This is a genomic window from Pseudomonas sp. stari2 (assembly GCF_040760005.1).
Taxonomy (GTDB): domain Bacteria; phylum Pseudomonadota; class Gammaproteobacteria; order Pseudomonadales; family Pseudomonadaceae; genus Aquipseudomonas.
The window spans coordinates 1,327,304-1,346,317 of sequence record NZ_CP099760.1; the positions used below are offsets into that span (position 1 = coordinate 1,327,304).

Consider the following 19,014-nt stretch of genomic DNA (forward strand, 5'->3'; position numbering starts at 1 on the left):
AGTGGGATGATCAAAGGGGCCCGACCACTTGAAAATCGAGCCCCGAACGATCAGCGCAGGCGTTCGCTCAGCCACACGCCGATGTCGCGAATTTCTTCGGGTAACACTTCGTGCTCCATTGGGTATTCCTGCCATGTCACGGTGACACCATGGGCCTTGAGGTACTCATACGCCGTGCGGCCCATGGAGTTCTGCACCACGTTGTCGAACTGGCCGTGCAGCGCCAGCACCGGAATCCGTTGCTGGCTGGCGGACAGCTCCAGTTCGTCGTTGAAGGTCGGCGCGTAGGTCGACAACGCCAGCACGCCACCCAACGGTCCCTGCCATTTCAGAAAAGCGGTGTGATAGACCACGGCACCGCCCTGGGAAAAGCCGGCGAGGAAAATCCGCGAAGCGTCTATTCCGCTGGCGCGCTGTTGTTCGATCAATTCGATGACGTGGTCGGCGGACGCTTCAAGCTCATCCCGGTCGATGGCCCGAGCCGGGCTCATGGCCTTGATGTCGTACCAGCTCGGCATGGCATAACCGCCATTTATTGTCACCGGGCGGGTCGGTGCCTGGGGCAAAACGAAGCGCGTGCTCAGCAGGCTTTCCTGCAAGGCCTCGGCCACCGGCAGAAAGTCGTAGCGGTCGGCGCCGAGGCCGTGCAGCCAGATCACGCAGGCGTCGGCTGCCTTAACAGGCTGAAGAATCAAGGGCTCGGTCATGGCTGCTCCAAAAATGTGCGGGCGCTCTCATTAAGTGCGTGATTGGGGTGCGCGCCCGGTTGATCCGTTAAGAAGATGTCGCAAGGCTACAAGTTTTGCTATTGACCTGTCGCTCAATCGCTTCAGCGAGCGGTGTGGTACGGGCTTTGCTATGAGGTAGTCGTGCAATCGATCTCGCGCCTGGCGGTAACACTATCAGTGAACGCTTGGCGACGGGATAGCAAAGAATCCGGTGATGGATGTTCGCCAATGGCCGCAACGGGCTTAGCGAACGTGAAAGGGCTACCGCCCGTTCGGCCGAATGGTGAGAAGTGAGTTGTCCATGATGTGGATTTTCTCCTACTAGACTCATAGCGAAGGTCCTGCGTCGGTTGACCCTATAAAAAGCCAACACGGGTCAACAACGCCTCAAAAGGGTGCGACTGGACTCAAGCTCCGACACAACAAGAGCAAAACTGGAGGTTTGAATGAAGATGTTGAAATCCACGCTGGCGATCGTGACTGCTGCTGCAGTACTGGGTGTCAGCGGGTTCGCTCAGGCGGGTGCAACCCTGGATGCGGTACAGAAGAAAGGTTTCGTGCAGTGTGGCGTCAGCGACGGTCTGCCAGGCTTCTCCGTACCGGATTCGACCGGCAAGATTCTCGGCATCGACGCCGACGTCTGCCGTGCCGTGGCCGCTGCCGTGTTCGGCGATGCGACCAAGGTCAAGTTCAGTCAATTGAACGCCAAGGAGCGCTTCACCGCGCTGCAGTCCGGCGAGATCGACATCCTGTCGCGCAACACCACCATGACCAGCTCCCGTGACGCAGGCATGGGCCTGAAATTCCCAGGCTTCATCACTTACTACGACGGCGTGGGCTTCCTGGCCAACAACAAGCTGGGCGTGAAGAGTGCCAAGGAACTGGACGGCGCAACCATCTGCATTCAGGCCGGTACCACTACCGAGCTGAACGTCTCCGACTACTTCCGCGCCAATGGCCTGAAGTACACCCCGATCACTTTCGACACCTCCGATGAAAGCGCCAAGTCGCTGGAGTCCGGTCGTTGCGATGTGCTGACCTCCGACAAGTCCCAGCTGTTCGCCCAGCGCAGCAAGCTGGCTTCGCCGAAGGACTACGTGGTTCTGCCGGAAACCATTTCCAAGGAACCTCTGGGCCCGGTCGTGCGTAACGGCGACGACGAGTGGCTGGCCATCGTTCGCTGGGTTGGCTACGCGCTGCTCAACGCTGAAGAAGCCGGTATCACTTCGAAAAACGTACTCGAAGAAGCCAAGTCCACCAAGAACCCGGACGTTGCACGTCTGCTGGGTGCTGACGGCGAGTACGGCAAGGACCTGAAACTGCCGAAGGACTGGGTGGTGAAAATCGTTTCCCAGGTGGGTAACTACGGCGAAATCTTCGAGAAAAACCTCGGCAAGAGCACTCCGCTGGAAATCGACCGTGGCCTGAACGCGCTGTGGAACAACGGCGGCATTCAGTACGCACCACCAGTGCGCTAATGGTTCTATCACCCGGCGGGCCAACCGCCGGGTGATGTTCTGTTCCATTTCTTGCGGGGCACTTCATGCAAAATTCAATCGGCGCACCAAAGCAGAGGTTCAGCCTCAGCGATCCGCGTGTGCGTGCGTGGCTATTCCAGATCATCACCGTCGTGGCGGTGGTCGCCATGGGCTGGTATCTGTTCGACAACACCCAGACCAACCTGCAGCACCGGGGCATCACGTCCGGGTTCAGCTTTCTGGAGCGCAGTGCCGGGTTCGGCATCGCTCAACACCTGATCTCCTACACCGAAGCGGACAGCTATGCCCGCGTGTTCGTGATCGGCCTGCTCAACACCTTGCTGGTGACCTTCATTGGCGTGATCCTGGCGACTTTGCTGGGTTTCATCATCGGTGTGGCGCGGCTGTCGCCGAACTGGATCATCAGCAAGCTGGCGACCGTGTATGTGGAAGTCTTCCGCAACATTCCGCCGCTGCTGCAAATCCTTTTCTGGTATTTCGCGGTGTTCCTCACCATGCCGGGGCCGCGTAACAGTCACAACTTCGGCGACACTTTCTTCGTCAGCAGCCGTGGCCTGAACATGCCGGCCGCGCAGATGGCCGACGGCTTCTGGGCGTTCGTGGTCAGCATCGTGGTGGCTATCGTTGCGATCGTGCTGATGAGCCGCTGGGCCACCAAGCGTTTCGAGGAAACCGGCGAGCCGTTCCACAAGTTCTGGGTCGGCCTGGCAATGTTCCTGGTGATCCCGACGCTGTGCGCGCTGATCTTCGGCGCGCCACTGCACTGGGAAATGCCGAAGCTGCAAGGCTTCAACTTCGTCGGCGGCTGGGTGCTGATCCCGGAACTGCTGGCCCTGACCCTGGCCCTGACCGTGTACACCGCGGCGTTCATCGCCGAGATCGTGCGTTCGGGGATCAAGTCGGTCAGCCACGGTCAGACCGAAGCGGCCCGTTCGCTCGGCCTGCGCAACGGTCCGACCTTGCGCAAGGTGATCATTCCGCAAGCGCTGCGCGTGATCATTCCACCGCTGACCAGCCAATACCTGAACCTGGCGAAGAACTCCTCGCTGGCGGCCGGTATCGGTTACCCGGAAATGGTTTCGCTGTTCGCCGGCACCGTGCTGAACCAGACCGGTCAGGCGATCGAAGTCATTGCCATCACCATGAGCGTGTACCTGGCGATCAGTATCAGCATTTCCCTGCTGATGAACTGGTACAACAAGCGCATTGCGCTGATCGAGCGGTAAGGAATAGCGCATGAGTACTCATACTTTCAAACCCGACATGCCACCGCCGGCCAAGGTCTTCGGCCCGATGGCGTGGATACGCGCGAACATGTTCTCCAGCTGGCTCAACACCCTGTTGACCCTGTTTGCGTTCTACCTGATCTACCTGGTGATTCCGCCACTGCTCAGCTGGGCGATCTTCGATGCCAACTGGGTCGGCACTACCCGCGCCGACTGCACCAAGGCGGGCGCTTGCTGGGTGTTCATCGAACAGCGTTTCGGCCAGTTCATGTACGGCTACTACCCGGCGGATCTGCGCTGGCGCGTGGACCTGACCGTGTGGCTGGCGGTCATCGGTGTGGCGCCGCTGTTCATCAAACGCGTGCCGCGTAAAGCGGTGTACGGGCTGAGCTTCCTGGTGATCTATCCGATCGTTGCCTGGTGCCTGCTGCATGGCGGCGTGTTTGGCCTGAGCGCCGTTGCCACGAGCCAGTGGGGCGGCCTGATGCTGACCCTGGTGATCGCCACCGTCGGTATCGCCGGCGCGTTGCCGCTGGGGATCATGCTGGCGCTGGGACGACGCTCGAACATGCCGGCCATTCGTGTGGTCTGCGTGACGTTCATCGAGTTCTGGCGCGGCGTGCCGCTGATCACCGTGCTGTTCATGTCGTCGGTGATGCTGCCGCTGTTCCTGCCTGAAGGCATGAACTTCGACAAGCTGCTGCGGGCACTTATCGGCGTGATCCTGTTCCAGTCGGCCTACGTCGCCGAAGTGGTACGCGGCGGTCTGCAAGCGATCCCCAAAGGTCAGTACGAAGCCGCTGCCGCCATGGGCCTCGGTTACTGGCGCGCCATGGGCCTGGTGATTCTGCCACAAGCCCTGAAACTGGTGATTCCCGGCATCGTCAACACCTTCATCGCGCTGTTCAAGGACACCAGCCTGGTGATCATCATCGGCCTCTTTGACCTGCTCAACAGCGTCAAGCAAGCCGCTGCCGATCCGAAATGGCTGGGCATGGCCACCGAAGGCTACGTGTTCGCCGCCCTGGTGTTCTGGATTTTCTGTTTTGGTATGTCGCGCTATTCCATGCATCTGGAACGCAAGCTCGACACTGGCCACAAGCGTTAGGAGTTTTTTCGATGAGCGAAGCAATCAAAAAGCCAGTGGGCCCTGAAGGCATCATTCAGATGCAGGGCGTGAACAAGTGGTACGGCCAGTTCCACGTGCTGAAAGACATCAACCTCAACGTCAAGCAGGGCGAGCGTATCGTGCTGTGCGGCCCGTCGGGTTCCGGCAAGTCCACCACCATCCGCTGCCTGAACCGTCTGGAAGAACACCAGCAGGGCCGCATCGTTGTCGATGGCGTGGAGCTGACCAACGACCTCAAGCAGATCGAAGCGATCCGCCGTGAAGTCGGCATGGTGTTCCAGCACTTCAACCTGTTCCCGCACCTGACCATTCTGCAGAACTGCACGTTGGCGCCGATGTGGGTGCGCAAGATGCCCAAGCGCAAGGCCGAGGAAATCGCCATGCACTATCTGGAGCGCGTACGTATTCCGGAGCAGGCGCACAAGTTCCCGGGACAATTGTCCGGCGGTCAGCAACAGCGTGTGGCGATTGCCCGCGCGCTGTGCATGAAACCGAAAATCATGCTGTTCGACGAACCGACCTCGGCACTCGACCCAGAGATGGTGAAGGAGGTTCTCGACACCATGATCGGCCTGGCCGAAGACGGCATGACCATGCTTTGCGTGACCCACGAAATGGGCTTCGCCCGCACTGTGGCCAACCGGGTAATCTTCATGGACAAGGGCGAAATCGTCGAGCAGGCGGCACCGAACGACTTTTTCGACAATCCGCAGAATGATCGGACCAAGTTGTTCCTGAGTCAGATTCTGCATTGATCCGATTCAGGCATTGAAATAAACCCGGACTCAGTTCCGGGTTTATTTTTGCCCGGATTTTACCGATTGCCCTGTTTAAAAAATCTGACTACCCTGTCAGCAAATTCATCCCATGATTGGATGACAGGGCGAATTACATGTCTGAAAACTCTTTATTGATCAAACGATCCCTGGTCGATCAGGCCCTGGATCAATTGCGCCAGCGCATCACCGACGGCACGTGGCAGGTCGGACAGCGTTTGCCGACTGAACCCGAGCTGTGCGCTGAGCTCGGCATCAGCCGCAATACCGTGCGCGAGGCGATGCGGGTATTGGCGTTCTCCGGGCTGATCGAAATCCGTCAGGGTGACGGCAGTTACTTGCGGGCGGTGGTCGACCCGATGGACACGCTCAAGGCGCTGTCCAAATGCTCACTGGATCAGGCCCGGGAAACCCGGCACATCCTTGAGGTCGAGGCCATCGGCCTGGCGGCGTTGCGTCGTACCGATGAGGATCTGGCGGGCCTGCGCGAGGCGCTTGGTGTTGCCGGCAGCCACTATCACGGCGATCTCGACAGCTACATCGCCTGTGACCTGGTGTTTCACCGTCGTCTGGTGGACGCCGCGCACAATCCAACCCTCAGCGAGCTGTATCGCTATTTCTCCAGCATCGTCGGTGCGCAATTGCGCCAGACCCTGAACATCGTCCCTCGTCGACAGGAAGTCTTCGATTTGCACATCGCCCTGTTCGAAGCCGTCGAACAGCGTGATCCGGAACGGGCCAAAGCCCTGTCGAGGCAACTGATCAATGAACCCTGAAACCGAGAAAACCATGTCCCGCCCTGAAGCCATCAACGCCCCGAAGCGCACCGCCGAACTGGAGGAGTTGCTGATCGATGCCGAGGCTGACGATGAACAGGTGCAACAAAGCCATCCGCTGGTGCGCCGTCCGTGGCTGTTGCTGCTGGGGCTGATTCTGGTGGCGTTGAACCTGCGCCCGGCGTTGTCGAGCATGGCGCCGCTGCTCAGTGAAGTCTCGAAAAGCCTCGGCTTGTCCGCCGCTCAGGCAGGCTTGCTGACGACGTTGCCGGTGCTGTGTCTTGGCCTGTTCGCCCCGCTGGCTCCGGTGCTGGCGCGGCGTTTCGGTGCCGAGCGGGTGGTGCTGGGGATTCTTCTGACACTGGCCGGCGGCATCATCCTGCGCAGCAACTTCGGTGAAATCGGTCTGTTCGCCGGCAGCATTCTGGGTGGTGCGAGTATCGGCATCATCGGCGTCTTGCTGCCCGGTATCGTCAAACGCGACTTCGCCAAACACGCCGGCACCATGACCGGTGTCTACACCATGGCCCTGTGCCTGGGTGCGGCGATGGCGGCGGGCTCAAGCGTGCCCTTGAGCGAGCACTTCGATCATAGCTGGGCCATGGGGTTGGGGTTCTGGGTCATTCCAGCGCTGGTCGCGGCGGTGTTCTGGCTGCCGCAAATTGGCCAGAAGCACGGTGCACACAATGTTGCGTATCGAGTGCGCGGGCTGCTGCGTGATCCGCTGGCCTGGCAGGTGACCTTGTACATGGGCCTGCAATCGTCGCTGGCCTACATCGTGTTCGGCTGGTTGCCGTCGATCCTCATCGGTCGCGGGCTGACACCGACCCAGGCCGGCCTGGTGCTGTCCGGTTCGGTGATCATTCAGCTCGCCAGCTCCCTGGCAGCACCGTGGCTGGCCACACGCGGCAAGGACCAGCGACTGGCGATCGTGGTAGTGATGGCGCTGACCCTCGGCGGACTGTTCGGTTGCCTCTTTGCGCCGATCGAAGGCCTGTGGGGCTGGGCGATCCTGCTGGGGCTGGGGCAGGGTGGTACGTTCAGCCTGGCGCTGACTCTGATCGTGCTGCGCTCGCGGGATTCTCACGTCGCGGCGAACCTGTCGAGCATGTCCCAGGGCTTCGGCTACACCCTTGCATCCATGGGTCCGTTCGCGGTCGGCGTAGTGCATGACTGGACCGGTGGCTGGAACGCCGTGGGCTGGATCTTCGGCATCGTCGGTGCGGGTGCGATCCTCGCCGGCCTCGGTGCCGGGCGCGCGTTGTACGTGCAGGTAGTAAGCGAAAAGGTCTGATACGCACACACTGTCGGTATTCGGTATTCGGAATGCGAATGCCGATAGTGTTTCGGGCGTTTGCGGATTATCGTGCTGGCAATCTGTACCTTTCCTGGAGATTGCCCATGAGTGAAGAAGCCCACAGCGCGTTGATCACCCGTTTCTATCAGGCTTTCCAACGCCTCGACGCCGAGGCCATGGCCGCCTGCTACACCGACGACGTGGTGTTCAGCGACCCGGCCTTCGGCGAGCTGCGCGGGCGCGATGCCGGCGACATGTGGCGCATGCTCACCACGCGGGCCAAGGACTTCTCCCTGACCTTCGACAACGTCCGCGCCGACGAGCGCAGCGGCGGCGCCCACTGGGTAGCGACCTACCTGTTCAGCCAGACCGGCAACGTCGTGATCAACGACATCCAGGCACGCTTCGTCTTCCGCGACGGCAAGATCTGTGAACACCGCGACCACTTCGACCTGTGGCGCTGGTCCCGTCAGGCGCTGGGTTTCAAGGGGCTGCTGTTGGGCTGGACGCCGCTGGTGCGCAACGCCGTCCGCGCCCAGGCGCTGAAAGGGCTGAAGGCATTTCAGGCAAGTCGCTGATAAGATCGCGACCTGTTTTCCTTACGCCTGAATTGTCCCGTGACCAGCCTCAGCGAAAATCCTCTCGATGCCGACGTTCCAGTGAGCAAATCCTGGTTCGTCTACCTCGTACGCGCCGCCAACGGTTCGCTGTACTGCGGGATCAGCGATGATCCCGTGCGCCGCTTTGCCAAGCACCAGAGTGGCAAGGGCGCGCGATTCTTTCTCTCGAGCCCGGCGATGGCGCTGGTTTATACCGAGCGTTGCCGTGACAAGAGTGATGCGTTGCGCCAGGAGCGGTTGATCAAGAAACTCAGGAAGAGTGCGAAGGAGTGTCTGGTGGCGTCTTATCGGTCTGATTGATCAGGTGCGAACGATAGAAACCCCTGCACATCGAAGCGGCGCTTTCAGGCAAACGACAGGCGAAAAAAAACCGCCTTTGCGGGGCGGTTTTTCTGTAAACCTCGGTTTGCGGCCGGATTTACTGATCTCACAGGAGATATTGACGTAGCCCGAGAGTATTCCTCTTTGCTTCACTGAGCAAGCCTGGAGACACGCCTACCCAAAAAACTCAATTTTGAGTTTATTTGTTTAAGCGAAGGTTCAGAAACCCGATTACGATCCGTCTGCTCACATGACAGTGCAACCAATGAGGTCTGGCCGATCGGCGTAACGGTTTCATGCCCTCTGACACGGAGTTGCTCCCGTGCCGAAATGATTTTTCAGGGGGTATCACAACCGGCCGCCTCACAGTGGATATTGACGTGTCTTCCGAAGGCGTACGTGGTCCGGTAAGCACGCTGGAGGTTTGGCCCCCAACCGGAGGCCAAAACGTATGAAGCTTTTGCTGCGTACTCTGAGCCTCGTATGGAGGTCGTTCAAAGCGTTTCGCTTTTACGAGTTCCTGCGAGATCACTTCGATGACCTGATGTAAGGTCATTGATGTGGGGAAACCGTCTTGGCTTCGGCTGAGGCGGTTTTTTTCGAGAACTTTCGAGTGCCTTATCAACCTGACTGATCGGTTCCCATCAGCCGGATTCGTAGGCTGCGAACGAATTGCGCGCTAAGCTGCTGGTTCACTTCCTGTGCGGCGGAGCCGAGCATGTCCGAGTTGATCCTCCATCATTACCCGACCTCTCCATTCGCCGAAAAGGCCCGGCTGCTGCTGGGTTTCAAGGGCTTGTCCTGGCGTTCGGTGCACATCTCGCCGGTGATGCCCAAGCCTGACCTGACTGCCCTGACCGGTGGTTACCGCAAGACCCCGGTGCTGCAGATTGGCGCCGATATCTATTGCGACACCGCGCTGATCGCCCGTCGTCTGGAGCAGGAAAAGGCCCAGCCTTCGTTCTTCCCGGAAGGGCAGGAAATGATCGCCGCCAGTTTCGCCACCTGGGCCGATTCTGTGGTGTTCCAGCACGCAGTGAGCCTGGTGTTTCAGCCGGAATCGGTGGCAGTGCGTTTCGGCAAGTTGCCGCCGGAAGCCATCAAGGCGTTCCTCGCCGATCGTGCCGGACTGTTCAGCGGTGGCAGCGCGACCAAGTTGCCAGCCGAACAGGCCAAACATCAATGGCCAACCATCATGGCGCGCCTGGAACAGCAGCTGCAGCGTGAAGACGGGGACTTCCTGCTCGGTGAGCCGTCGATAGCCGACTTTGCCATGGCGCATCCGCTGTGGTTCCTCAAGGCAACTCATGTAACCGCACCGTTGGTGGATGACTATCCGGCGGTGTCCGCGTGGCTCGGGCGGGTGCTGGGCTTCGGTCATGGTGCAGCCAGTGCGATGAGCTCCGAAGAGGCGCTGGAGATTGCGCGCGATTCGACGCCGGCGGCGTTGCCTGATGAGCATTTTGTCGACCCGAACGGATTCGAAGCGGGCCAGCAGGTTGTGATCGCGGCCACTGACTACGGTGTTGATCCGGTTGCCGGGGAGCTGGTATTTGCCGGTCGTGAAGAGCTGATCCTGCGCCGTGAAGACGAACGCGGTGGCGTGGTGCATGTGCACTTCCCGCGGTTCGGTTTCCGAATCGAGAAACGCTGAAACAAACGAGGGAGCCGATTGGCTCCCTCGTTCATTTCAGTGCGGCGAGAATGTCGTCCGGATCAAACCCGCGAATCAACGTGCCATTGACGTCGATCAGCGGGATTCCGCGTCCGCCCAGCGCTTCGTACGCCTTGCGCGCCTCGGCGTCCTTCTCAATGTCGAATTCCTTGAACGGAATGCCTTTCTGATCGAGAAAACGCTTGGTCTGCTTGCAGTAGCCGCACCAGTCGGTGGTGTACAGCACCACTTTGGCGTTGGCGCGGACCTGCTCGGACGCCATCTGCGATGGGTTGAACACCCGTTCGATCTTGCCCCAGTTCTGGTAGACCACGACCACCAGCAACACCAGCGCAACCTTCTTCAGCACATTGCCGAGCATCAGTTACGGCGCTTCAACTGGTCGGTGAGCGAGGTGGGCAAACCTTTGATGACCAGGGTGCCGGCCTCTTCGTCGTATTCGATCTTCGAGCCCAGCAAGTGCGCCTCGAAGCTGATCGACAGGCCTTCGGCGCGGCCGGTGAAACGACGGAACTGGTTGAGCGTGCGCTTGTCTGCCGGGATCTCCGGCGACAGGCCGTAATCCTTGTTACGGATGTGATCGTAGAACGCTTTCGGACGTTCTTCGTCGATCAGCTCCGACAGTTCTTCCAGGCCCATCGGTTCGCCGAGCTTGGCCTGGCTGCTGGCGTAGTCGACCAGGGTCTTGGTTTTCTCGCGGGCGGAATCTTCCGGCAGGTCTTCGCTCTCGACGAAGTCGCTGAAGGCCTTGAGCAGCGTGCGGGTCTCGCCCGGACCGTCGACGCCTTCCTGGCAACCGATGAAGTCACGGAAGTATTCCGAGACTTTCTTGCCGTTCTTGCCCTTGATGAACGAGATGTACTGCTTGGACTGCTTGTTGTTCTGCCACTCGGAGACGTTGATCCGCGCTGCCAGGTGCAATTGGCCGAGGTCGAGGTGGCGCGACGGGGTCACGTCCAGTTGATCGGTCACCGCCACGCCTTCGCTGTGGTGCAGCAGGGCGATGGCCAGGTAATCGGTCATGCCTTGCTGGTAGTGGGCGAACAGCACGTGGCCGCCCACCGACAGGTTCGACTCTTCCATCAGCTTTTGCAGGTGCTCGACCGCGACTTTGCTGAACGCGGTGAAGTCCTTGCCGCCCTCCATGTATTCCTTCAGCCAGCCGCTGAACGGGAATGCACCGGACTCCGGATGGAACAAGCCCCAGGCTTTGCCCTGTTTGGCGTTATAGCTCTCGTTGAGGTCGGCGAGCATGTTTTCGATGGCGGCGGACTCGGCCAGTTCAGAGTCACGGGCGTGCAGGACTGCGGGCGTGCCATCGGGTTTTTTGTCGATCAGGTGGACGATGCAATGACGGATCGGCATGGGCTTCTCGGCAAGTGAAAGGGAGGAGGGCGGGCTCCCCCGAAAAAGCGCTCAGTGTACCGCAACCACTGGTTTTGGCGCGGGTTGAAGGGCAATTCGGGGTCATGGGGCGGCGCGTATGCATTTATTTACCGATTTAGCGCAATAAACCTGACCATTTGGCTAGCTAGAGGCGGATATTTCCTTGTCTCTGTGCTAGTTTTGCCCGGTCTTACGCGTAGTCACTGCGTTAAGCGTGCATTCAGCATTTGTCAGGTCGAACCAAACCCTGATTTCGGCATCTATAACCCCGACTCGTCGTGGTTATCGCCGAGGGTGCCAGATCCAGAAGATCGGGCTCGATGGCTGACACTGCACTCTGCAATCCATATGAATTTGATAGGGAAGGAACACTACATGGCTCTTACTAAAGACCAACTGATCGCCGACATCGCTGAAGCTATCGACGCGCCGAAAACCACCGCGCGTAACGCTCTGGACCAACTGGGCCAAATCGTTGCTGATCAGCTGGAAAATGGCGGCGAAATCACCTTGCCAGGTATCGGCAAGCTGAAAGTGACCGAGCGTCCTGCCCGCACTGGCCGTAACCCATCGACTGGCGCTGCCATCGAAATCCCTGCCAAGAAAGTGATCAAGCTGGTTGTGGCCAAAGGCCTGACCGACGCTGTGAACAAGTAAGACGCAGCGATAAAAAAAACCGTGCGCCGGAGTGATCCGGGCACGGTTTTTTTGTGCCTGCCGATTGTGTTTCAGCAGTAGTGGCGGCTGCTTGCGATCAAGCGCCGCCTCAGGTGAAACGTATTACTTGCGAACCCAGCGTTCACGCCGCCAGATCTGCTGCTCGGACTTGGTCTGGAAGGTCCAGGCGACGAAGCGGCTCTGCTTCTGCCCCTGGGACATTTCCACCACCTGGCTTTCCAGCGCGCCGGCCTTTTTCAGCGCGGTTTCGATGGCAGGCAGGTTCGAGGCTTTCGAGACCAAGGTGCTGAACCACAACACCTTGTGTGCAAGGTTCGCACTTTCGGCGATCAGTTGCGTCACGAAACGCGCCTCGCCACCTTCACACCACAGCTCGGCCGACTGGCCGCCGAAGTTCAGCACCGGCAGCTTGCGCTTCGGATCAGCCTTGCCCAAGGCGCGCCATTTACGCTCGCTGCCCTTGGTGGCTTCCTCCATCGACGCGTGGAACGGCGGGTTACACATGGTCAGATCAAAGCGCTCACCGGGCTCCAGCAGGCCGATCAGGATGTGCTTGCGGTTTTCCTGCTGGCGCAGCTGGATGACCTTGTTCAGGTTGTTGGACTGGACGATGGCCCTGGCGGCGGCCACGGCGGTCGGATCGATCTCCGAGCCGAGGAAGTGCCAGCGGTATTCGCTGTTACCGATCAGCGGATACACGCAGTTGGCGCCCATGCCGATATCCAGCACATTGACGATGGCGCCGCGCGGAACCACGCCATCGTTGTTGCTGGCCAGCAGGTCAGCCAGGAAGTGGATGTAGTCGGCGCGGCCCGGCACCGGCGGGCACAGATAATCGGCCGGGATGTCCCAATGCTGGATGCCGTAGAACGACTTGAGCAACGCCCGGTTGAACACACGCACCGCATCGGGACTGGCGAAGTCGATGCTTTCCTTGCCGTACGGGTTGGTGATCACGAACTTCGCCAGTTCCGGCGTGGTCTTGATCAGCGCCGGGAAGTCGTAACGACCCTGATGGCGATTGCGCGGGTGCAGGCTGGCTTCTTTACGCGGTTCCACGGGTTTGGCCGGGGTGGCGGAGTCAGGCTTCTTGCGCGCAGGTTTCGGTGTACGTGGGGCGTTCATGGGCGTGGTCGATTCGGGTAGGGCTGAAAGTGGCGGCTATTGTCCCACAGGGCGCTGCGTTGTTGGCCGGAAAAGTGCCGGGCACAAAAAAGGGAGGCCGTTGCGGGCCTCCCTTTTTCAGTGCGATTTGCCGTTACAGGCTGGCAATCCGCGCGTGCTGCTCGGCCAGCTTGGCCAGAGCCTGTTCGGCTTCGGCCAGTTTGGCGCGTTCCTTCTCGATGACTTCGGCCGGAGCCTTGTCAACGAAACCGGCGTTGGACAGCTTGCCGCCAACCCGCTGGACTTCGCCCTGCAGACGCAGGATTTCCTTGTCCAGACGCGCCAGCTCGGCGTTCTTGTCGATCAGGCCGGCCATCGGCACCAGCACTTCCATCTCGCCAACCAGCGCGGTGGCAGACAGCGGCGCTTCTTCGCCGGCCGCCAGCACGGTGATCGATTCCAGACGCGCCAGCTTCTTCAGCAGCGCTTCGTTTTCGGTCAGGCGGCGTTGATCTTCGGCGGTGACGTTTTTCAAATAGATCGGCAGCGGTTTGCCCGGGCCGATGTTCATTTCGCCACGGATGTTGCGTGTGCCGAGCATCAGGCCCTTGAGCCACTCGATGTCGTCTTCGGCCGCCGGATCGATGCGCTCTTCGTTGGCCACCGGCCAGGGTTGCAGCATGATCGTCTTGCCCTGAATGCCGGCCAGCGGCGCGATGCGCTGCCAGATTTCTTCAGTGATGAATGGCATGAACGGATGCGCCAGACGCAGCGCCACTTCCAGTACGCGAACCAGCGTGCGGCGGGTACCGCGCTGACGCTCGACCGGCGCGTTTTCGTCCCACAGCACAGGCTTGGACAGTTCCAGGTACCAGTCGCAGTACTGGTTCCAGATGAACTCGTACAGCGCTTGCGCCGCCAGGTCGAAACGGAACTGATCCAGTTGACGGGTCACTTCGGCTTCGGTGCGTTGCAACTGCGAGATGATCCAGCGGTCCGCCAGCGACAGCTCATAGGCTTCGCCGTTCTGGCCGCAGTCTTCGCCCTTGTCCAGAACATAGCGCGCAGCGTTCCAGATCTTGTTGCAGAAGTTGCGATAGCCTTCGACGCGGCCCATGTCGAACTTGATGTCACGACCGGTGGACGCCAGCGAGCAGAAGGTGAAGCGCAGGGCGTCGGTGCCGTAGCTGGCGATGCCGTCGGCGAACTCTTCGCGGGTCTGCTTCTCGATCTTCTTCGCCAGTTTCGGTTGCATCAGACCGGAAGTGCGTTTCTGCACCAGGGTTTCGAGCTCGATACCGTCGATGATGTCCAGCGGGTCCAGGACGTTGCCCTTGGACTTGGACATCTTCTGGCCCTGGCCATCACGCACCAGACCGTGCACGTAAACGGTCTTGAACGGAACCTGCGGCGTGCCGTCCTCGTTCTTGATCAGGTGCATCGTCAGCATGATCATCCGGGCGACCCAGAAGAAAATGATGTCGAAACCGGTGACCAGTACGTCGGTGGAGTGGAATTTCTTCAGGAACTCGGTCTTTTCCGGCCAGCCCAGGGTAGAGAAGGTCCACAGGCCCGAACTGAACCAGGTGTCGAGCACGTCGTTGTCCTGTTGCAGCGCAACGTCCGGGCCGAGGTTGTGCTTGGCGCGCACTTCGGCTTCGTCGCGACCAACGTAGACCTTGCCCGACTCGTCGTACCAGGCCGGAATCCGGTGGCCCCACCACAGCTGACGGCTGATGCACCAGTCCTGGATGTCGCGCATCCACGAGAAGTACATGTTTTCGTACTGCTTCGGCACGAACTGGATACGGCCGTCTTCAACGGCAGCAATCGCAGGCTCGGCCAGCGGTTTGGTGGACACGTACCACTGGTCGGTCAGCCACGGTTCGATGACGGTGCCGGAGCGGTCGCCTTTCGGCACTTTCAGGTTGTGATCGTCGACACTGACCAGCAGGCCGGCGGCGTCGAACGCGGCCACGATCTGCTTGCGCGCTTCGAAACGCTCGAGACCGGCGTACTCGGCCGGAATCTTGCCGTCGATGCTGTCGTTCAGCGTGCCGTCGAGGTTGAACACCTGAGCCGCAGGCAGCACGTTGGCGTTCTTGTCGAAGATGTTCAGCAGCGGCAGGTTGTGGCGCTTGCCGACTTCGTAGTCGTTGAAATCGTGGGCCGGGGTGATTTTCACGCAACCGGTGCCGAATTCAGGATCGCAGTAATCGTCGGCGATGATCGGGATGCGGCGGCCGACCAGCGGCAGCTCGACAAATTTGCCGATCAGGGCTTTGTAGCGCTCGTCGTTCGGGTTCACCGCAACGGCGGAGTCGCCGAGCATGGTTTCCGGACGGGTGGTCGCGACGATCAGGAAATCGTTGCCTTCAGCGGTTTTCGCGCCGTCGGCCAGCGGGTACTTCAGGTTCCACAGGAAACCTTTCTCGTCGTGGTTTTCCACTTCGAGGTCGGAAATCGCCGTGTGCAACTTGGTGTCCCAGTTGACCAGACGCTTGCCGCGATAGATCAGACCGTCTTCGTGCAGGCGCACGAACGCTTCCTTAACGGCTTCAGAGAGGCCGTCGTCCATGGTGAAGCGCTCGCGGCTCCAGTCCACGGACGAGCCGAGGCGGCGGATCTGACGGCTGATATTGCCGCCGGACTGATCCTTCCACTCCCAGACTTTCTCGAGGAATTTTTCCCGGCCCAGATCGTGGCGATTCTGGCCTTGGGCTTCGAGTTGACGTTCCACCAGCATCTGCGTGGCGATACCGGCATGGTCGGTGCCCGGCTGCCACAGGGTGTTGCGACCCTGCATGCGGCGGAAACGGATCAGGGCGTCCATGATCGCGTTGTTGAATCCGTGACCCATGTGCAGGCTGCCGGTGACGTTCGGCGGCGGGATCATGATGGTGTAGGAGTCGCCCGCGCCTTGCGGGGCGAAGTAGTTCTCGGACTCCCAGGTGTTGTACCAGGAAGTTTCAATGGCGTGCGGCTGGTAGGTCTTATCCATGCGCGGCGGGACCCTATTGGCATTTATTCAGGAAAAGCCGGGAAGTATAGCGGGGCATGGGGCGCAGGGCGAGCGGGGCGGGCCGGGTGGAGATCTAAAAGTGGGAGCGACCGTGCGACGGCTCCCACCGTCGATTATTCGTACTGGCTCAGAAGCCGTTCCATCCGCGCCTCGAGGCGACGTTTGATTTCATTTTCAATGTGCGGGGCGAAGTCGTCGATCACGTCTTGCATGATCAATTGCGCGGCGGCGCGCAGTTCGCTGTCCAGGTGCAATAGGGCGTCGGGGCCTTTATCCACAGGTGCGGCGGGCGCGGTGGCGGGTTTCGCGACGGGGGCTGGCGGCGGTTCGACGGCCGGTGGCTCAGTGGCGACCGAGTCGAACAGCATCGGAATCTGTTCCTGTTCGCCATCATCGACCGTGTCGGTCAAAAGCGGCGGTTGCAGGTTGTCATCGCCGAGCAACTGGCGGATCGACTCGAGGTCATCCAGCAGGTGTGCGGGTTTTTGCAGCGGTTTTGGAGTGTCCATCGGCGTACTCAGAGTCGCTGTAAACGGTGGTCTTGCAGAGGATAGCCCTGTTCCCGGTAGAAACGGAAACTCTCCCGCGCAGCCGCACGGATCACCGGATCTTCCACCACCACTTCTGCCAATCGGGCGAACTTGTTGGCGAAGGCCGGGACTTTCAGGTCGAGGTTGACGAGCAAATCCTGATGCTGGCCGCAGTCATTACCCAATCCGAGCACGATCAAACCTTCCGGTTCGCTCTCGGCCGGGCCATGAGGCACGAAGGTTTCGCCCTTGAATGCCCACAGTCGCGCATCGAGATCATCACGCTGGGCGGCGTCGCTGCAATGCAGGTAAATGCGGTGGCCCATGCGCCAGGCTTTTTCGGTGAGCTTGCAGGCAAAATCCAGGCGCGCCGAAGGATCGGCACTGGGCAGGATGTAGAAGTCGACTTTGGTCATTGCGGTTCCTGAGCTGCAAGCAGCGCCCCTCGCAAGAGGCGTCGCTCGCAGTCATCGGTTTCAGGCTTTGGCGCGATCCAGCAGGTACTGGGTCAGCAGGGGAACCGGACGGCCGGTGGCGCCCTTGTCCTTGCCGCCGCTGGTCCATGCGGTGCCCGCGATGTCCAGATGCGCCCAGTTCAGGTTCTTGGTGAAGCGCGACAGGAAGCACGCAGCAGTAATGGTGCCGGCCTTCGGCCCGCCAATGTTGGCGATGTCGGCGAACGGGCTGTCCAGTTGCTCCTGGTACTCATCGAACAGCGGCAGTTGCCAGGCGCGGTCGTCGGCAGCCTTGCCGGCGCTCAGCAGTTGCTCGATCAGTTCGTCGTTGTTGCCCAGCAGGCCCGACGTGTGGGCGCCCAGAGCAACGACGCAGGCGCCGGTCAGGGTGGCGATGTCGATCACTGCTTGCGGCTTGAAGCGCTCGGAGTAGGTCAGGGCGTCGCACAGTACCAGACGGCCTTCGGCGTCGGTGTTGAGGATTTCCACGGTCTGGCCGCTCATGGTGGTCACGATGTCGCCCGGACGCGAAGCGGTGCCGCTCGGCATGTTTTCGGCGCAGGCCAGGATGCACACCAGGTTGATCGGCAGCTTCAGTTCCAGCACGGCACGCAGGGTACCGAACACGCTGGCGGCGCCGCCCATGTCGTACTTCATCTCGTCCATGCCGGCGCCCGGTTTCAGGCTGATGCCGCCGGTGTCGAAGGTGATGCCTTTACCGACCAGCGCGTACGGTTTTTCGGACTTCTTGCCACCGTTGTATTGCATGACGATCAGGCGCGGCGGCTGGGCGCTGCCCTGGCCGACGGCGTAGAACGAGCCCATGCCCAGGGATTTGATCTTCTTCTCGTCGAGGACTTCGACTTTCAGATCCTTGAACTCTTTGCCGAGGTTCTTGGCCTGTTCGCCGAGGAACGTCGGGTGGCAGATGTTCGGCGGCAGGTTGCCCAGGTTACGGGTGAACGCCATGCCGTTGGCGATCGCGTTGGCGTGGTTCACGGCGCGTTGCACTTCAGCCTGAGCGGCCTTGATGGTCAGCAGGGTGATTTTCTTCAGCGCGCGCGGTTCGGCTTTCTGGCTCTTGAACTGGTCGAAGGTGTATTCGCCATCGACCAGGGTTTCGGCCAGCAGGCGGGTCTTGCCGTAGCTGTCGCGGCCCTTGACGATGATTTCATCCAGCGCCAGCACGGCATCGCTGCCACCCAGCCCCTTCAGGGTGTTGAGGATGCCGGCAACGATCTTGCGGAACGGGCGGTCGCCCAGTTCTTCATCCTTGCCCACGCCGACCAGCAGCACGCGCTCGGCTTTCAGGTTTGGCAGGCTGTGCAGCAACAGGCTCTGACCGACCTTGCCGGCCAGATCGCCACGCTTGAGCACGGCGCTGATGGCGCCGCCGCTCAGTTCGTCGACCTGCCTGGCCGCGACGCCGAGTTTGCGGCCTTCGCCGACGGCAACCACCAGGGTGGCGGTTTTCAACGTTTCTGGGCTAACGCTTTTTACAACCAGTTCCATGTCCGGATCCCTGAATGAATGGTCAACACGCAGGCGTTCGACGGTGTTCGCCGTCGCCTGCTTATAGAGAGAAGAGGCGCAGGCCAGTGCCTGCGACAGAGGCGGCAGTTTGAACCTCGCTCACCGCGCCTGACAACCCTCGGTTGTTCGATCTTCAACGGATTGCACGCTTGCGTGAGTGTGCGCAGTGACAGGCGCCCTCAATCACAGGATAATGCCGCATCTTTTTTCGACGGCTCTGCCTTGCGGGCCTGTCGATACGTTTGCTTGTTTGGCCGCC

Annotated in this window: 18 protein-coding genes; 10 read left to right on the plus strand and 8 right to left on the minus strand. The window is 60.4% G+C overall.

The window, feature by feature from the left end:
* Positions 1-50: 50 nt before the first annotated feature.
* On the minus strand, positions 51-707 hold the full coding sequence (locus NH234_RS05895) for an alpha/beta fold hydrolase (RefSeq protein ID WP_085729713.1): 657 nt from the start codon (positions 705-707) through the stop codon (positions 51-53).
* Between the two features lie 467 nt (positions 708-1,174).
* On the opposite strand from NH234_RS05895, the gene NH234_RS05900 reads away from it, so the two are divergent.
* From NH234_RS05900 to NH234_RS05940, 9 genes are all read left to right on the plus strand, one after another.
* Positions 1,175-2,206 (plus strand): amino acid ABC transporter substrate-binding protein, encoded by a 1,032-nt coding sequence (locus NH234_RS05900; RefSeq protein WP_085729714.1) that lies wholly within the window; start codon positions 1,175-1,177, stop codon positions 2,204-2,206.
* Positions 2,207-2,271: 65 nt separating this feature from the next.
* Positions 2,272-3,453, plus strand: coding sequence for an amino acid ABC transporter permease (locus NH234_RS05905; RefSeq protein ID WP_085729715.1), 1,182 nt, complete (start codon positions 2,272-2,274; stop codon positions 3,451-3,453).
* A 10-nt stretch (positions 3,454-3,463) separates the two neighbouring features.
* Complete coding sequence (locus NH234_RS05910) at positions 3,464-4,561, plus strand: amino acid ABC transporter permease (RefSeq protein ID WP_085729716.1); 1,098 nt, start codon at positions 3,464-3,466, stop codon at positions 4,559-4,561.
* Positions 4,562-4,572: 11 nt separating this feature from the next.
* Complete coding sequence (locus NH234_RS05915) at positions 4,573-5,337, plus strand: amino acid ABC transporter ATP-binding protein (RefSeq protein ID WP_003221897.1); 765 nt, start codon at positions 4,573-4,575, stop codon at positions 5,335-5,337.
* A 137-nt stretch (positions 5,338-5,474) separates the two neighbouring features.
* Positions 5,475-6,134 carry a FadR/GntR family transcriptional regulator gene (locus NH234_RS05920; protein ID WP_085729717.1) on the plus strand — a complete coding sequence of 220 codons (660 nt, stop codon included), beginning with the start codon at positions 5,475-5,477 and terminating at the stop codon, positions 6,132-6,134.
* Complete coding sequence (locus NH234_RS05925; RefSeq protein WP_085729718.1) at positions 6,124-7,428, plus strand: CynX/NimT family MFS transporter; 1,305 nt, start codon at positions 6,124-6,126, stop codon at positions 7,426-7,428. Before NH234_RS05920 ends, NH234_RS05925 begins: the two co-directional genes overlap by 11 nt.
* A 107-nt stretch (positions 7,429-7,535) precedes the next feature.
* Complete coding sequence (locus NH234_RS05930; protein ID WP_085729719.1) at positions 7,536-8,009, plus strand: nuclear transport factor 2 family protein; 474 nt, start codon at positions 7,536-7,538, stop codon at positions 8,007-8,009.
* Between the two features lie 39 nt (positions 8,010-8,048).
* A complete protein-coding gene (locus NH234_RS05935; protein WP_367255968.1) occupies positions 8,049-8,351 on the plus strand; it encodes a GIY-YIG nuclease family protein in 303 nt (100 codons plus the stop codon).
* Positions 8,352-9,090: 739 nt separating this feature from the next.
* Entirely contained in the window at positions 9,091-10,026 is a 936-nt protein-coding gene (locus NH234_RS05940; RefSeq protein WP_367255969.1) for a glutathione S-transferase N-terminal domain-containing protein, read from the plus strand.
* Between the two features lie 31 nt (positions 10,027-10,057).
* Here NH234_RS05940 and NH234_RS05945 read toward each other — a convergent pair whose 3' ends face one another.
* Both NH234_RS05945 and yejK read right to left on the minus strand, forming a co-directional pair.
* Positions 10,058-10,408 (minus strand): glutaredoxin family protein, encoded by a 351-nt coding sequence (locus NH234_RS05945; RefSeq protein WP_085729721.1) that lies wholly within the window; start codon positions 10,406-10,408, stop codon positions 10,058-10,060.
* The gene (gene yejK, locus NH234_RS05950) at positions 10,408-11,412 is read right to left on the minus strand and encodes a nucleoid-associated protein YejK (protein WP_007957356.1); all 1,005 of its coding nucleotides are present in this window, start codon (positions 11,410-11,412) and stop codon (positions 10,408-10,410) included. The genes NH234_RS05945 and yejK overlap by 1 nt, the downstream gene beginning before the upstream one ends.
* Before the next feature lie 396 nt (positions 11,413-11,808).
* Between yejK and NH234_RS05955 the strand changes: the two genes are divergently transcribed.
* Positions 11,809-12,090, plus strand: coding sequence for an HU family DNA-binding protein (locus NH234_RS05955; RefSeq protein ID WP_003221909.1), 282 nt, complete (start codon positions 11,809-11,811; stop codon positions 12,088-12,090).
* Between the two features lie 123 nt (positions 12,091-12,213).
* Here NH234_RS05955 and rlmF read toward each other — a convergent pair whose 3' ends face one another.
* The 5 genes from rlmF to NH234_RS05980 form a co-directional block, all read right to left on the minus strand.
* Positions 12,214-13,236 carry a 23S rRNA (adenine(1618)-N(6))-methyltransferase RlmF gene (rlmF, locus tag NH234_RS05960; RefSeq protein WP_085729722.1) on the minus strand — a complete coding sequence of 341 codons (1,023 nt, stop codon included), beginning with the start codon at positions 13,234-13,236 and terminating at the stop codon, positions 12,214-12,216.
* Between the two features lie 133 nt (positions 13,237-13,369).
* Positions 13,370-16,216, minus strand: a complete 2,847-nt coding sequence (locus NH234_RS05965) for a valine--tRNA ligase (protein ID WP_085697239.1) — start codon at positions 16,214-16,216, stop codon at positions 13,370-13,372.
* Positions 16,217-16,350: 134 nt separating this feature from the next.
* Positions 16,351-16,746: a DNA polymerase III subunit chi gene (locus NH234_RS05970; protein WP_085729724.1), complete on the minus strand. Its 396-nt coding sequence runs from the start codon at positions 16,744-16,746 to the stop codon at positions 16,351-16,353.
* Positions 16,747-16,754: 8 nt separating this feature from the next.
* A complete protein-coding gene (locus NH234_RS05975; RefSeq protein WP_085729725.1) occupies positions 16,755-17,183 on the minus strand; it encodes a DNA polymerase III subunit chi in 429 nt (142 codons plus the stop codon).
* A 60-nt stretch (positions 17,184-17,243) separates the two neighbouring features.
* Complete coding sequence (locus NH234_RS05980; protein ID WP_085729726.1) at positions 17,244-18,734, minus strand: leucyl aminopeptidase; 1,491 nt, start codon at positions 18,732-18,734, stop codon at positions 17,244-17,246.
* Positions 18,735-19,014: the final 280 nt, after the last annotated feature.

What these genes read in the sequence shown, in the direction of transcription:
- NH234_RS05930 (WP_085729719.1), top strand. Translation starts at nt 7,536, where the DNA reads ATGAGTGAAGAAGCCCACAGCGCGTTGATCACCCGTTTCTATCAGGCT.
- rlmF (WP_085729722.1), bottom strand. Translation starts at nt 13,236, where the DNA reads ATGAACGCCCCACGTACACCGAAACCTGCGCGCAAGAAGCCTGACTCC.
- NH234_RS05965 (WP_085697239.1), bottom strand. Translation starts at nt 16,216, where the DNA reads ATGGATAAGACCTACCAGCCGCACGCCATTGAAACTTCCTGGTACAAC.
- NH234_RS05905 (WP_085729715.1), top strand. Translation starts at nt 2,272, where the DNA reads ATGCAAAATTCAATCGGCGCACCAAAGCAGAGGTTCAGCCTCAGCGAT.
- NH234_RS05940 (WP_367255969.1), top strand. Translation starts at nt 9,091, where the DNA reads ATGTCCGAGTTGATCCTCCATCATTACCCGACCTCTCCATTCGCCGAA.
- NH234_RS05955 (WP_003221909.1), top strand. Translation starts at nt 11,809, where the DNA reads ATGGCTCTTACTAAAGACCAACTGATCGCCGACATCGCTGAAGCTATC.
- yejK (WP_007957356.1), bottom strand. Translation starts at nt 11,412, where the DNA reads ATGCCGATCCGTCATTGCATCGTCCACCTGATCGACAAAAAACCCGAT.
- NH234_RS05980 (WP_085729726.1), bottom strand. Translation starts at nt 18,734, where the DNA reads ATGGAACTGGTTGTAAAAAGCGTTAGCCCAGAAACGTTGAAAACCGCC.
- NH234_RS05970 (WP_085729724.1), bottom strand. Translation starts at nt 16,746, where the DNA reads ATGGACACTCCAAAACCGCTGCAAAAACCCGCACACCTGCTGGATGAC.
- NH234_RS05945 (WP_085729721.1), bottom strand. Translation starts at nt 10,408, where the DNA reads ATGCTCGGCAATGTGCTGAAGAAGGTTGCGCTGGTGTTGCTGGTGGTC.
- NH234_RS05895 (WP_085729713.1), bottom strand. Translation starts at nt 707, where the DNA reads ATGACCGAGCCCTTGATTCTTCAGCCTGTTAAGGCAGCCGACGCCTGC.
- NH234_RS05920 (WP_085729717.1), top strand. Translation starts at nt 5,475, where the DNA reads ATGTCTGAAAACTCTTTATTGATCAAACGATCCCTGGTCGATCAGGCC.
- NH234_RS05910 (WP_085729716.1), top strand. Translation starts at nt 3,464, where the DNA reads ATGAGTACTCATACTTTCAAACCCGACATGCCACCGCCGGCCAAGGTC.
- NH234_RS05925 (WP_085729718.1), top strand. Translation starts at nt 6,124, where the DNA reads ATGAACCCTGAAACCGAGAAAACCATGTCCCGCCCTGAAGCCATCAAC.
- NH234_RS05900 (WP_085729714.1), top strand. Translation starts at nt 1,175, where the DNA reads ATGAAGATGTTGAAATCCACGCTGGCGATCGTGACTGCTGCTGCAGTA.
- NH234_RS05915 (WP_003221897.1), top strand. Translation starts at nt 4,573, where the DNA reads ATGAGCGAAGCAATCAAAAAGCCAGTGGGCCCTGAAGGCATCATTCAG.
- NH234_RS05975 (WP_085729725.1), bottom strand. Translation starts at nt 17,183, where the DNA reads ATGACCAAAGTCGACTTCTACATCCTGCCCAGTGCCGATCCTTCGGCG.